Below are 12934 nucleotides of genomic sequence, written 5' to 3' on the forward strand. Positions count from 1 at the left end.
GTTCCGCCCCGCCAAAAAAAACGCCACCCTGTTGCCAGGGTGGCGTTCTTGCATCCGCCGTGATCAGCCGCGGATGTTGTAGATGTCCTTCTCGTTCAGCTCGGCGTACTCATACAGCCGCTTGAGATAGGCGCTCTGCTGCTCCCACACCTTGGCGGCCACCGGGTCGGCCTTGGCGGAGGCATCGACCACTTCCGCGGCGACTTCCTTCAGGCGAGCCAGCACTTCGTCCGGCAGACGACGGACTTCCACGCCCTGCTCGCGCAGCTGCTCCAGCGCTTCCATGTTCTTGGCGTTGTAGTCGTCGAGCATGTCGCCGTTGACGTCGCGTGCCGCGGCACGAACGATCGCCTTCAGGTCGTCTGGCAGGGTTTCCCAGGCCTTAAGGTTGACGTCCAGTTCGAAGGTGACGTTCGGCTCCTGCCAGCCCGGGGTGTAGTAGTACTTGGACGCCTTGTGCAGGCCCAGCGCCAGGTCGTTGTACGGACCGATCCACTCGGTGGCGTCGATCGCACCGGTCTGCAGCGCGGTGAAGATTTCGCCGGCCGGCATGTTGACTACGGTACCGCCCATCTTGGTCAGCACTTCGCCACCCAGGCCCGGGGTGCGCATCTTCAGGCCCTTGAAGTCGTCGACCGAGTTGATTTCCTTGTTGAACCAACCCGCGGTCTGCACGCCGGTGGCGCCGCAGGCCATCGGCAGCACGCCGAACGGCTTGTAGACCTCTTCCCACAGCTGCATGCCGCCGCCGCGGTGCAGCCAGGCGTTCATTTCCTGGGCGTTCGGGCCGAACGGCAGTGCGCAGAAGAATTGCGCGGCCGGAACCTTGCCCTTCCAGTAGTAAGGCGCGCCGTGGCCCATTTCCGCCGTGCCGCGCGACACCGCATCGAACACTTCCAGTGCCGGAACCAGCTCACCCGCCGCGTAGACCTTGACCTTCAGGCGGCCGCCGCTCATCTCGTTGACCAGCTGCGCGAAACGCTCGGCACCGACGCCCACGCCCGGGAAGTTCTTCGGCCAGGACGTGACCATTTTCCAATTGAAGGTTTGCTGCTCGCTCGCCTGCTTGCTCTCGCCCGCGGCTGGTTTTTCGCTCTTGTCATTGCAACCGGCCAGAGCGGTAGCCGCCAGGCCCACGCCAGCGGCGGTGAGAATGTCACGACGTTTCATGAGGGTAACTCCTTGTTATTTGTTCTTATTGCGCATTGGCAAGGCCACGCGTTGTTGCCGGACCGCCTGCGCTTCTCGATCCGTGTGCGCCCACCAGCCTGACTGGCAGCGGGCTCATGCGGCGAAACCTGCGCCGGAGGTGCAGACACCACTCCGGGCTCGACTAACATTAGAGCCTTCGGCGTCTCAAGCCTAGCGCATAAGCTAAAAGTCGTAGGCCGATTGCTGCAAAGCGCCAGTACTGCAAGAATCGCCGTCTCCCGCCAACCTTGCGTCTACCTAAGAAGGACTAAAAATGTCCCAGAGCCCCCCGCCCCTGCTGCGCGTGGCTGGCCTCATCGATGCGTTCAACATGCGCCTCGGCCAGCTCTGTGCCTGGATCACCCTGTTTCTCGTCATCGGCACCGCCATCGTGGTGGTGCTGCGCTACGGTTTCGGCATCGGCGCCATCGCCCTGCAGGAAGCGGTGATGTACGGCCATGCGCTGGTGTTCATGGGCGCCGCGGCCTGGACCCTGCAGCGCAACGGCCACGTGCGCGTCGACATCTTCTACCAGAAGTTCAGCAGCCGCCGGCAGGCGACGGTCGACGGCCTCGGCCATCTGCTGTTCCTGCTGCCGGTATGTCTGTTCATCGGCTGGAACAGCTGGGACTACGTCAGCAACTCCTGGGCGACGCGCGAGGGCTCGAACGAATCCGGCGGGCTGAAGTTCGTCTACCTACAGAAGAGCATCATCCTCCTGCTGGTCGGCAGCCTGACGCTGCAGGCACTCTCGGATCTGGTCAAGGTGGCCTATCGCATCGCGGGCCGCCTGCCGGAGCCGGAGGTGAAGCATGGCTGAGTTCATGGCTATCGCGCTGTTCATCAGCATCTGCCTGGCCCTGATGTCGGGCTACCCCGTGGCCTTCACCCTGGGCGGCATGGCGCTACTGTTCGCCGGCATCGGCGTGGTCACTGGCTCATTCGACGTCGGCTACCTGCATGCGCTGCCGAACCGCATCTTCGGCATCATGAACAACCAGACGATGCTGGCCGTGCCACTGTTCGTCTTCATGGGCGTGATGCTGGAGAAATCCAGGGTTGCCGAGGACCTGCTGGAGTCGATGTCGCGCCTGTTCGGCACCATGCGCGGCGGCCTGGCGATCTCGGTCTGCGTGGTCGGTGCGCTGCTCGCCGCGAGCACCGGCATCGTCGGCGCCACCGTGGTCACCATGGGCCTGCTGGCGCTACCGACCATGCTGCGCCGCGGCTATGACCCGGCCATCGCCACCGGCACCCTGGCCGCCACCGGCACCCTCGGCCAGATCATCCCGCCATCGATCATCCTGGTCCTGCTGGGTGACGTGATGTCCAGCGCCTTCCAGCAGGCGCAGCTGAAGATGGGCATCTTCTCGCCGAAGACCGTCTCGGTCGGCGACCTGTTCGTTGGTGCGCTGATCCCCGGCCTGGTGCTGGTCGGCCTGTACATCCTCTACCTCGTCGCGGTGGCGATCTTCCAGCCGAAGAAGCTGCCAGCGCTGCCGCAGGAAGAGCTGGGGCCGATCGAGTGGGGCAAGCTGATCGGTGCGTTGCTGCCACCGCTGGCGCTGATCACCGCAGTGCTCGGCTCGATTCTCGCCGGCTACGCCACGCCGACCGAGGCCGCCGCCATCGGCGCGCTGGGCGCAACGCTGCTGTCGATCGCCAAAGGCCAGCTGAATTTCGCCCAGCTCAAGCAGGTCGCCTTCGGCACCACCGAGATCACCTCGATGGTGTTCCTGATCCTCATCGGCGCCTCGCTGTTCTCCCTGGTCTTCCGTGGCTTCGGCGGTGAAGCGCTGATCGAGGATGCCCTGCACTCGCTGCCCGGCGGCGTGCTCGGCGCCTTCCTGGTGGTGATGCTGGTCATCTTCCTGCTGGGCTTCATCCTCGACTTCATCGAGATCATCTTCGTGGTGGTGCCCATCGTCGGCCCGATCCTGCTCGCTATGGGCCTGGACCCGGTCTGGCTCGGTGTGATGTTCGCCATCAACCTGCAGACCTCGTTCCTCACCCCACCTTTCGGCTTCTCGCTCTTCTACCTGCGCGGCGTCACGCCACGCAGCGTGCCCACCAGCGTGATGTACAAGGGTGTGCTGCCTTTCATCATGATCCAGATCGGCATGCTGGTGGTGGCGTACATGTGGCCGGGCCTGGTGACCTGGCTGCCGGAACAGGTCTACGGCAAGTAGCCCGACACAACGCCCGTCCTCGACGGGCGTTGTGCTTTATGGCAGGCGCTCCCGCTACAATCGGCGCCTGTTCATATACCCGCCCCGCCGATGTCCGCCGCCCCCAACCTGCTCGAGCGCTTCCAGGCACTGGACCGCTTCCTCACTGCGCACCAGTCGCTCTGGCGGCCGCGGCCGTTCGTCTGCCAAACGCTGCCATGGGAAGCCGAGCACCCCGAACTGGCCGCCTGGCTGCGAAGCCGCTCGCTGGCCGATGCCGAGGCCGCGCACAATCAGCCGACGACGCTCGCCGCACCCGAACCTTTTCCTGAGCTGGCTGACCTCGCCGACCGACTGAGCCATCTCGACGCGTTGCCCGCCGGCGAATCGCCAGCCATGGACCATCGCCACGCGGTGGACGTGCCAGGCCGCAAGGCCCTGCAGATTCAGGCCTTCGGCGCCCGCCTACGGTTCGCCGAAGCGCCGACACACTGGCTGGACTGGTGTGCCGGCAAGGGCCATCTCGGACGCTATCTCGCCCGCGATGGCGCCGCGCTGACCTGCCTGGAATGGGATGAAGCACTGGTACGGACAGGCACGCATATGAGCGAGCGGCTCGGCATCCCGGCCCGACACCGCTGCCAGGACGTGCTCGCAGCCGATGCCGGCGACCAGCTACAAGCCACGCACACCCCCGTCGCACTGCACGCCTGCGGTGATCTGCATGTACGCCTGCTGCGCCTGAGCATTGCCAAGGGCTGTCGCCAGCTCGCCATCGCCCCCTGCTGCTACAACCGCACCCGGGACGAAATCTACGTGCCGCTCTCCGAAGCCGGCCGGGCCACGGCGCTGCAACTCAGCCGCGACGACCTCGGCCTGCCGCTGAGCGAAACCGTCACCGCCGGCGCGCGAGAACGGCGCAACCGTGACCATTCGATGGCCTGGCGGCTGGGTTTCGATCTGCTGCAGCGACGCTTGCGCCAGCAGGACGACTACCTGCCGACGCCCTCGCTGCCCAGCGCCTGGCTGAAGAAAGCCTTCGCCGACTACTGCCGCGACCTGGCCGCCCTCAAGCAACTGCCCGCCCCGGGCGAGCAGGACTGGGCCGCACTGGAGCGGGCCGGCTGGCAACGCCTCGCCGAAGTGCGCAACCTCGAACTGGTGCGCGGCCTGTTCCGCCGCCCGCTGGAACTCTGGCTACTGCTCGATCGCGCCCTGCTGCTGGAGGAACAGGGCTACCGCGTGCACCTTGGCACCTTCTGCCCCAGCGAGCTGACACCGCGCAACATCCTTCTGCTGGCCGAGCGCAGCCACAGCGCACAAAATGTGAAGCGGCCTGAATAAGCCAGCGCAAGTGACCGTCAGCTAACGGTTTACTCGCCGCCCGCAATGGATATAATGGCGACCCTCACTTGCCGGTATAGCTCAGCTGGTAGAGCAACTGACTTGTAATCAGTAGGTCCCGGGTTCGACTCCTGGTGCCGGCACCACGATTTGAAGGCTCGCAGAAATGCGGGCCTTTTTCGTTTTTGGCTGAGCCAGCAATGCTCGCCGCCAACACAGGCGAGCACCGTTCGAGGTGATGCCGCAGATGCGCCAGAGTCGACGCGCATCTGCGGCACTAGCCGAGCTCGATAGCGATCAAGGCGCAGTCCTTCGCACAAGGCGGGCCGCCAGCGCGCCGCTGGATGCCAGAGTCGCCAGCACGACCACGCCATTCCAGCCCCAGTGCCCAAGCGCCAGGCTGCCCAGTCCCGCGCCCGTCGCCATCCCCACGAACACACCTGTGAACAGCACGGCATTCAAGCGACTGCGCGCGGGCGGGTCGATGCCGTAGACGATGGTCTGGTGGGCGACCAGGGTCGCCTGAATGCCGAAGTCGAAGCCGATGGCGGCCACCACGATCAGACCCAACTGGGCTTGCGGTGGCACCACACCGACCAACCCGAGGGCCGCGAAGGATACGGTGGTCAGGGCCGCACCGAGGCGTGTCACGCGCTCTGGTCCGCGGCGATCGGCCAGTCGTCCGGCTAAAGGCGCGGCAAGCGCACCAGCGGCTCCTGCAAGGCCAAACGCTCCGGCCGCGGCGCTACCGAGCCCGAAACTGGCGTGCAGCATGACGGCGAGCGTCGACCAGAACGCACTGAAGGCAACGGACAACAGACCCTGGGAAACAGCCGCGCGGCGCAGGGTCGGATGTTGCGCCCAGAGTCTGAGCATGGAGCCGAGCAAGGCGCCGTAGCCCAGTGACGTGGTTGGTGCGAACCGTGGCAATCCGCGCCAGGCGGCGCCCCCGATCAAGCCAATCGAGCCAGCCGCGAGGGCGTAAACGGCACGCCAGCCGAATTGCTCGGCAATGAGGCCGCTCATGACCCGGGAGAGCAGAATGCCCAGCAGCAGCCCGGTCATGACCGTACCCACGACCTTCCCGCGCTGCGTCTCGGGCGCCAGGGTGGCAGCCGCTGGAACGATGTCCTGCGCCAGCGTCGCGGCAAGGCCGATCACCAGGCTCGCGGCGAGCAAGGTACCGACGCCCGGGGCGATGCTGCCGATTAGCAGAGCCAGCATGAGCATCGAGGCCTTTGCCAGAATGATCCCGCGCCGGTCATAGCGATCACCCAGCGGCGCCAGGAGCAGAATGCCGAGCGCATAGCCAAGCTGCGTCAGCATCGGAACCATGCCGACCGCACCTTCGCTGGCCTGGATATCAGAACCGAGCACACCCAGGATCGGCTGACTGTAATAGAGCGTGGCCACGCTGAAGCCGGCACCCGATGCCAGGAGCAGGACAAGCCCAGGCGAGAGCAGATCCGTGCTGTTGTTGAGCGTCAGGGATGAGGAAGTGGAAGTCATGAGGGCAATCCCAGTCCGAACAGAGTCGCGACATTCTCCGTGCGCATAAACGGCGACTGTAGTACCGTCAGACACAGATCCGTTATGCGTGACACGTATGAATGACTACTCGACAGCGGGCATCGATCGCATCGAACTACTACGCACGTTCATCAGAATCGTCGACGCCGGAAGCCTCTCCGCGGCGGCGACGCAACTGGGCACAACCCAGCCCACGGTCAGCCGACGTCTGCAGGCGCTGGAGCGGTCACTCGGCCTGCAGCTGCTCAATCGCTCGACCCACCGAATGCAGCTTACCGGTGATGGTGAGCGCTGCTACGGTTTCGCCCGGCAGGTCCTCGAAAGCTGGGGCGAGATGGAAGCCGAGCTGCTCGGCGCGCGAGACGACCCGCGCGGCACGCTTCGGGTGCAGGTCCCGCACGCCTTCGGCCAGAACCAGCTGGTTGCCCCGCTCGGCAAATATCTGTCGCGCTACCCGAACGTGAGCGTCGAATGGGTACTGCATGATCGCTCGCCCAACTTCACGGCCGAGGGAATCGATTGCGCCATACAAGTGGGCGCCATCGAGGACCCGTCCGTGGTCGCTATCCGCCTCGGCGAAGTCCCGCGCATAGTGGTGACCCATCCGGCACTGGTTGGCGAGGGCCCGCTGCCGACCACCACCGAGCAACTCCAGCGCCTGCCCTGGCTGGCCCTGCGAACCTACTACACCGACGAGGTCGTGCTGACCTGCCAGGCGGACGGGCGCTCGCATCGCTTCGCGATCCAGCCACGCATGAGTACCGACAGCCTCTACGCCCTGCGCAGTGCGGCGCTGGCAGGGCTTGGCGCGTGCGTCAGCTCCGCCTGGGTGGTTGCACAGGACATCGAAGAAGGCCGGCTGGTCCAGCTCGTGCCACAGTGGCGAGCCGCTCCCCTGCCCGTCTACCTCATCTACCCACATGCGCGCAGCTATCCCGCCAAGCTGCGCCTGTTCGCCGAGATCATCCGTACGGACATGCCCAACCTCGTCGGCATGACCCATACAGGCACCAACGCGCCGCAACCTGCCGCCATCGCCGGACGGCCTGTTCCCTGAGAGTCTGTCACCTGCATTGCCAGGGTGGCCTGAGCGTGTAGAATCCCGCGCCCCAAAATCAGGAGACAGAACGTTGGTGATTCATTACTCCGCCTCCAATGGCAATGTCGCATGTGGGCGCACGGGATCGAGCCTGAACAGTTCGGCGGACGCCACTCAGGTTTCCTGCAAGCTGTGCCTGCGCAGCGTGGAAAAGGCGGTAAGCGAGCCTGTACGCAAGACACCGAGCCTCGCCGAACTGCGGGCTGCCGCAAAGGCGGCGAAAACTGTGGCGGTTGCGCCCGCGGCGGTCGCGACGACTGCAACCACTGCTCCCGCTGCGGCGGTGAAGCCGGCGAGCACGCGAACACCCGCAGCGGCGATCAAGGCCGCTCCGACTGCGCCCGACGCGGCAGCGAAGCCGGTTGCCGTTCCGTCCGTGCGTGCCGAATGGCACAAGCGCCTCGAGCAGCTGCCGGGACGCAATCGCCAGCCACGTGGCGTCGCGCGACAGGCCTTCATCTAGAATGCCAAGCGTCGCGGCGCTCAGCCTTGCACGATGCGCAGGTCCGGCCAGGTTTCGGACCAGCGCTTCGCGGCCAGGCGATCGAGATAGACCTGCCGTTTACGGCCACGAAAGGCCGCGGTGGGACGTACGATCAGCGCGAAAAGGTCGTCCAGACCCAGGGGGGCGGCGACCTCGATCTCGCCTTCCGCGCTCAGCCTGACCCCGATGGCCGTGGCCGTTTCCGGCCAATGGCACATCGCGTCTGCTGCGGTCCTATAGGGCCGATCGCCGTTGTGCAGATGCATGCGCGCCTGGTTCTTCACCGACCACTCGAGCGAGGCGTCGGCACGGCGCAATCTCGCTTCGATCTCGGCGTCCACCGCTGCCTCGCAGCGAGCCCGGTCGAACCAGATGACGTCGATGTCCGCCGGCAAGGCGCTGCGGCCACGCCGATGCAAGTGATCCCATACCGCGCTGCGCACGAATCCGGCGGCCACCCAGCAATCCGGCAAGGCGAGCGCCCTGACGTGGGCAAGGCAGCGCATGCGCAGCGGATCGGCGGCGATGATGGCGCGCAACTGGGCGTGTGTCGGCATGAGCTCGGTCCTGGAGGCTGCAAGCGGCCAGGCTAGCAGTTGGCGCACAACGGCGCTGCCGGTGCCCCGTCTTACCGAACCCCTGTTTTGCGCAGCACTCTAAACCGCAACCCACAGCAGAGGATTCGCGCATGGACAACTACCACATCAGCGCCACCGATTCGGGCTGGGAACTGCGCAAGCAAGGGGCGACCCGTGCCTCGAAGACCGCGGCCACCAAGGACGAGATGCTACAGATCACCGCGGCCTTTCTCGAAGGCCGGACGGCTTCGGTAAAGATCCACAAGAAGGACGGCACCCTGCAGGAAGAGCGCACCTACCCGCGCAGTGCCGACCCTCGTGAGAGTAAGGGCTGACTCCGCCAACCCATCCTCTACAGCTTGGCGATCGACACTTCGGTGGATTTGACGAAGGCGATCACCTCGCTGCCGACCTGCAGCTCCAGCTCGCGCACCGAGCGGGTGGTGATCACCGAGGTGACGATGCCGGCGGCGGTCTGCACGTCGATTTCCGAGAGCACATCGCCTTGGACGATCTCCTTGATGGTGCCCTTGAACTGGTTGCGCACGTTGATGGCTTTGATGGTCATGTCGTTGCTCCGTCTGTATGAAATTGTGATTCGGTCATAGCGCCCAGCGCAGCTGGGTTGGCAGGGGGGATAGCGCCTGTGCCTGAGGCGGCGACGCCGGTAAGGCCAGGACACGGTCGAGCACCTGCGCCTCCAGCGCCGCCAGACGCGCATCACCACGGTGACGCGGGCGTGGCAGGTCGATGGGCAGGTCCAGGCCGATGCGGCCGTCTTCGATCAGGATCACCCGGTCGGCCACCGCCACCGCTTCGCTGACATCGTGAGTGACCAGCAGCACGGTGAAGCCATGCCGCTGCCACAGCCGTTCGATCAGCTGCTGCATCTCGATGCGGGTCAGCGCATCCAGCGCACCGAGTGGCTCGTCGAGCAACAGCAGGTGCGGACGATGGATCAGCGCCCGGGCCAGCGCGACGCGCTGCTTCTGCCCGCCGGACAGCGCCGCCGGCCAGTCATGGGCCCGCTCGCCCAGGCCCACCGCGGCCAGCGCTTCCTCGGCCTGCTGGCGCCAGTTGCCGGAAAGCCCCAGACCGACGTTGTCGATCACGCGCTTCCAGGGCAGCAGGCGGGCGTCCTGGAACATCAGGCGGATGTCGTCACGCACGGCCTCTAGTGGCCCTAGGCCAGCACCGCGACTCGGGTGATCGAGGCCAGCCAGCAGACGCAGCAGCGTGCTCTTGCCGCAGCCGCTGCGGCCGACCACGGCGACGAACTGGCCGGCCGGGATATGCAGATCGATGCCCTTGAGTACCTGACGCTCGCCGAAGGATCTCTCGATCCTCTCGATTGCCAACGGGATGCCCTGGCGGATGTTGTGCAGCGCGGTCATTGCGCACCCGCCTTGGCCTGATAGGCCGGATGCCAGCGCAGCCAGGCGCGTTCGAGGCCGCGGGCGGCCAGGTCGGCCAGCTTGCCGAGCAGCGCGTAGAGCAGGATCGCCAGCACCACCACGTCGGTCTGCAGAAACTCGCGGGCGTTCATCGCCAGGTAACCGATGCCGGCACTGGCCGAGATCGTCTCGGCGACGATCAGGGTCAGCCACATGAAACCGAGGGCGAAGCGCACGCCAACCAGAATCGACGGCAGCGCGCCGGGCAGGATCACCTGGCGAAACAGGGCGAATCCGCTGAGTCCGTAGCTGCGCGCCATTTCCACCAGCGCCGGGTCGACGTTGCGGATGCCGTGGTAGGTGTTCAGATAGATGGGGAACAGGGTGCCGAGCGCAACGAGAAAGACCTTTGCGCTCTCGTCGATGCCGAACCAGAGAATCACCAGCGGGATCAGCGCCAGGTGCGGCACGTTGCGGATCATCTGCACCGAGCTGTCGAGCAGACGCTCGCCCCAGGTCGACAAACCGGTGATGAAACCGAGCAGCAGACCGATGCCGCCACCGATGGCGAAGCCGACGCCGGCGCGCCAGCCGCTGATGGCCAGATGGGTCCAGAGCTCGCCGCTGCCGAGCAGCTCCCAGCCGGCCGCAAGCACAGCGCTGGGCGCCGGCAGGATGCGGGTGGACAACAGCCCGAGGACCACCGCGCCCTGCCAGGCCGCCAGCAGCGCGACCGGCAAGGCCCACGGCGCCAGACGCTGACCAAGAGAATTGAAGGTCATGCTTTTGCTCCGTATGTTCGAATTTCGCTGACGTAAGGTTTGCGGTCGGTCGCTTTCGCCAACGGCTCGATGTGCACAGGCCGACCGCAGGGCGGGGGTTTACCCCGTAGGATCGGGTTCAGACCACCCCGCCGACTCAACTCGCTGCTGCCGCCTTCGGCAGGATGTCGCTGGAGATCATTTCGCCGAACGGGCTGACATAGCCACGGCTCGCCGGGCGCTCGGGCTGGGCGATGTCCAGGTGCGGGAACAGCAGTTCGGCGACCCGATAGCTCTCTTCCAGGTGCGGGTAGCCGGAAAAGATGAAGGTGTCGATGCCGAGATCGGCGTACTCCCTGACCCGTGCCGCCACGGTCGGGCCGTCGCCCACCAGCGCGGTGCCAGCGCCGCCGCGAACCAGGCCGACGCCGGCCCAGAGGTTCGGCGCCACCACCAGGCGGTCGCGCCGCCCGCCATGCAGCGCAGCCATGCGCTGCTGGCCCACCGAATCGAAGCGCGCCAGGGAGGCCTGGGCGCGGGCGATGGTGTCGTCGTCCAGGTGACTGATCAGCCGGTCGGCGGCGGCCCAGGCTTCTGCATCCGTTTCCCGCACGATCACATGCAGACGGATGCCGAAGCGCACCGTTCGGCCATGCCGGGCCGCCTTCTCGCGCACCTGGGCGATCTTCTCGGCCACGGCTTCCAGCGGCTCGCCCCAGGTCAGGTACAGGTCTACCTGCTCCCCGGCCAGCTCGTGCGCGGCGTCGGATGAACCCCCGAAATACAACGGCGGGCGCGGCTGCTGGATCGGCGGGTAGAGCAGCTTGGCGCCTTTGACCTGCAGATGCTTGCCGTTGTAATCGACGGTTTCGCCTTCCAGCACGCGACGCCAGATGCGGGTGAACTCGACCGAGGCCTCGTAGCGTTCGGCGTGGGACAGGTGCAGGCCGTCGGCGGCCAGCTCGTCCGGGTCGCCGCCGGTGACCAGGTTGAACAGCGCGCGACCGCCCGAGAGCCGATCCAGCGTTGCCGCCTGGCGCGCCGCCACGGTGGGCGAAATGATCCCCGGGCGCAACGCGACCAGGAATTTCAGGCGCTGGGTGAGCGGGATCAGCGAGGCAGCCACCAGCCAGGAATCCTCGCAGGAGCGGCCGGTGGGAATCAGTACGCCGCCAAAACCGAGGCGGTCGGCGGCCTGGGCGATCTGGCCGAGGTAGCCGTGGTCGACGGCGCGGGCGCCTTCGCTGGTGCCGAGGTACTTGCCGTCGCCATGGGTGGGCAGGAACCAGAAGATGTTGAGGCTCATGGGTAGAACTCCGTTTTGTTCGTCGGGCGAACCGAGGGCAAGGAGGGTTATTCCGGGTACTGGGCGATGCTCTTCGGCGCCGCCCAGACCGCGTCCTGGATGACCAGCTTTCGTGGAATCAACCTGAGTTCGGCGAAGGTGTCGGCGATGCGCTGCTGGGCACGAACCACCTCTGGCGTGATCGGCCGGGCACCGTATCCCTGGCGGATCACCGCCTTGCGGGTGATTTCGCGGGACAGGCCGAGCAGCGGCGCCACCTGCTCGGTGGCCTGGTCCGGATTGGCCTCGACCCAGCGGCCGATATCACGGATTTCACCGATCAGGGTGCTGATGACCGCGGGATTGCGCTCGGCGAACGGGCGCGCCGCGAGGTAGAACTGATGGTTGCTGACCAGCCCCTGGCCGTCGCGCAGGGTGCGCGCCTGCAGCTGCGCCTCGGCGGCGGCCTGGAACGGGTCCCAGATCACCCAGGCATGGACGCTGCCGCGCTCGAAGGCGGCGCGGGCATCGGCTGGCGGCAGGTACACCGGCTGGATGTCGCGGTACTGCAGCCCCGCCGATTCCAGCGCGCGGACCAGCAGGTAGTGCACATTGGAGCCTTTGTTCAGCGCGATCTTCTTGCCCTTGAGCTCGGCCACCGAGCGGATCGGCGAGTCCTTCGGCACGAGGATCGCCTCGCCACTGGGCGCCGGCGGCTCATGGGCGACGTAGAGCAGATCGGCACCGGCGGCCTGGGCGAACACCGGAGGGGTTTCACCGGTCACGCCGAAGTCGATGGAGCCGACGTTGAGCCCTTCCAGCAGCTGCGGGCCACCAGGGAACTCCGTCCACTGAACGTCGAAGCCCTGCCCGGCGAGCCGCTGCTCCAGCGTGCCACGGGCCTTGAGCAGCACCAGCGTGCCGTATTTCTGGTAGCCGATCCGTAGGGTTTCGGCCTGGACATGGAAAGCGCCGATGGACAGGGTCGCGGCAAGCAGGGCGACCAGTCCTCGACGCAGGTTGCGAGTGCTCATGAGCACGCTCCTCTGCGATCGGATTGGGAAGCGACCTGCTCACCCGTTGGCGGGGGAGTAAGGCGG

14 protein-coding genes and 1 tRNA gene are annotated in these 12934 nt (G+C 66.2%); 7 read left to right on the forward strand and 8 right to left on the reverse strand.

The genetic code is table 11. From position 1 onward, the window contains the following. Window positions 1-63: 63 nt before the first annotated feature. A complete protein-coding gene (locus ACVRRC_RS01955) occupies window positions 64-1170 on the reverse strand; it encodes a TRAP transporter substrate-binding protein (protein ID WP_014595533.1) in 1107 nt (368 codons plus the stop codon). Between the two features lie 295 nt (window positions 1171-1465). Here ACVRRC_RS01955 and ACVRRC_RS01960 point away from each other — a divergent pair, with 295 nt between their 5' ends. The 4 genes from ACVRRC_RS01960 to ACVRRC_RS01975 all read left to right on the forward strand — a co-directional run bounded on the left by ACVRRC_RS01960 (window position 1466) and on the right by ACVRRC_RS01975 (window position 4849). Continuing rightward, window positions 1466-2011 (forward strand): TRAP transporter small permease subunit, encoded by a 546-nt coding sequence (locus tag ACVRRC_RS01960; protein WP_013981422.1) that lies wholly within the window; start codon window positions 1466-1468, stop codon window positions 2009-2011. Next, complete coding sequence (locus tag ACVRRC_RS01965) at window positions 2004-3380, forward strand: TRAP transporter large permease (protein WP_013981421.1); 1377 nt, start codon at window positions 2004-2006, stop codon at window positions 3378-3380. Before ACVRRC_RS01960 ends, ACVRRC_RS01965 begins: the two co-directional genes overlap by 8 nt. 90 nt (window positions 3381-3470) lie before the next feature. Beyond that, window positions 3471-4703 (forward strand): methyltransferase, encoded by a 1233-nt coding sequence (locus tag ACVRRC_RS01970; RefSeq protein ID WP_472996570.1) that lies wholly within the window; start codon window positions 3471-3473, stop codon window positions 4701-4703. A gap of 70 nt (window positions 4704-4773) precedes the next feature. Further along, a tRNA-Thr gene (locus tag ACVRRC_RS01975) sits at window positions 4774-4849 on the forward strand. Between the two features lie 151 nt (window positions 4850-5000). Here the strand turns inward: ACVRRC_RS01975 and ACVRRC_RS01980 are convergent. Beyond that, a complete protein-coding gene (locus ACVRRC_RS01980; protein WP_472996571.1) occupies window positions 5001-6212 on the reverse strand; it encodes an MFS transporter in 1212 nt (403 codons plus the stop codon). A 97-nt stretch (window positions 6213-6309) separates the two neighbouring features. Between ACVRRC_RS01980 and ACVRRC_RS01985 the strand changes: the two genes are divergently transcribed. Further along, on the forward strand, window positions 6310-7290 hold the full coding sequence (locus tag ACVRRC_RS01985; protein ID WP_472996572.1) for a LysR family transcriptional regulator: 981 nt from the start codon (window positions 6310-6312) through the stop codon (window positions 7288-7290). A 73-nt stretch (window positions 7291-7363) separates the two neighbouring features. Further along, window positions 7364-7795 carry a hypothetical protein gene (locus ACVRRC_RS01990; RefSeq protein WP_084901362.1) on the forward strand — a complete coding sequence of 144 codons (432 nt, stop codon included), beginning with the start codon at window positions 7364-7366 and terminating at the stop codon, window positions 7793-7795. Window positions 7796-7815: 20 nt separating this feature from the next. Here ACVRRC_RS01990 and ACVRRC_RS01995 read toward each other — a convergent pair whose 3' ends face one another. Further along, window positions 7816-8373, reverse strand: coding sequence for a nucleotidyltransferase family protein (locus ACVRRC_RS01995; RefSeq protein WP_472996573.1), 558 nt, complete (start codon window positions 8371-8373; stop codon window positions 7816-7818). 131 nt (window positions 8374-8504) lie between these two features. On the opposite strand from ACVRRC_RS01995, the gene ACVRRC_RS02000 reads away from it, so the two are divergent. Then, on the forward strand, window positions 8505-8729 hold the full coding sequence (locus ACVRRC_RS02000; RefSeq protein WP_014595508.1) for a DUF2188 domain-containing protein: 225 nt from the start codon (window positions 8505-8507) through the stop codon (window positions 8727-8729). Between the two features lie 17 nt (window positions 8730-8746). Here ACVRRC_RS02000 and ACVRRC_RS02005 read toward each other — a convergent pair whose 3' ends face one another. The 5 genes from ACVRRC_RS02005 to ACVRRC_RS02025 all read right to left on the reverse strand — a co-directional run bounded on the left by ACVRRC_RS02005 (window position 8747) and on the right by ACVRRC_RS02025 (window position 12868). Beyond that, complete coding sequence (locus ACVRRC_RS02005) at window positions 8747-8962, reverse strand: TOBE domain-containing protein (RefSeq protein ID WP_014595507.1); 216 nt, start codon at window positions 8960-8962, stop codon at window positions 8747-8749. A gap of 34 nt (window positions 8963-8996) precedes the next feature. Then, entirely contained in the window at window positions 8997-9788 is a 792-nt protein-coding gene (gene ssuB / locus ACVRRC_RS02010) for an aliphatic sulfonates ABC transporter ATP-binding protein (protein ID WP_472996574.1), read from the reverse strand. Next, window positions 9785-10570 carry an aliphatic sulfonate ABC transporter permease SsuC gene (ssuC, locus tag ACVRRC_RS02015; protein ID WP_045158076.1) on the reverse strand — a complete coding sequence of 262 codons (786 nt, stop codon included), beginning with the start codon at window positions 10568-10570 and terminating at the stop codon, window positions 9785-9787. The genes ssuB and ssuC overlap by 4 nt, the downstream gene beginning before the upstream one ends. Window positions 10571-10706: 136 nt before the next feature. Beyond that, complete coding sequence (gene ssuD / locus ACVRRC_RS02020; protein WP_095461194.1) at window positions 10707-11855, reverse strand: FMNH2-dependent alkanesulfonate monooxygenase; 1149 nt, start codon at window positions 11853-11855, stop codon at window positions 10707-10709. Between the two features lie 47 nt (window positions 11856-11902). Then, window positions 11903-12868, reverse strand: coding sequence for a sulfonate ABC transporter substrate-binding protein (locus tag ACVRRC_RS02025; RefSeq protein WP_079329337.1), 966 nt, complete (start codon window positions 12866-12868; stop codon window positions 11903-11905). Window positions 12869-12934 lie beyond the last annotated feature (66 nt).

The sequence above is a fragment of the Stutzerimonas sp. LR2 genome (assembly GCF_055755175.1).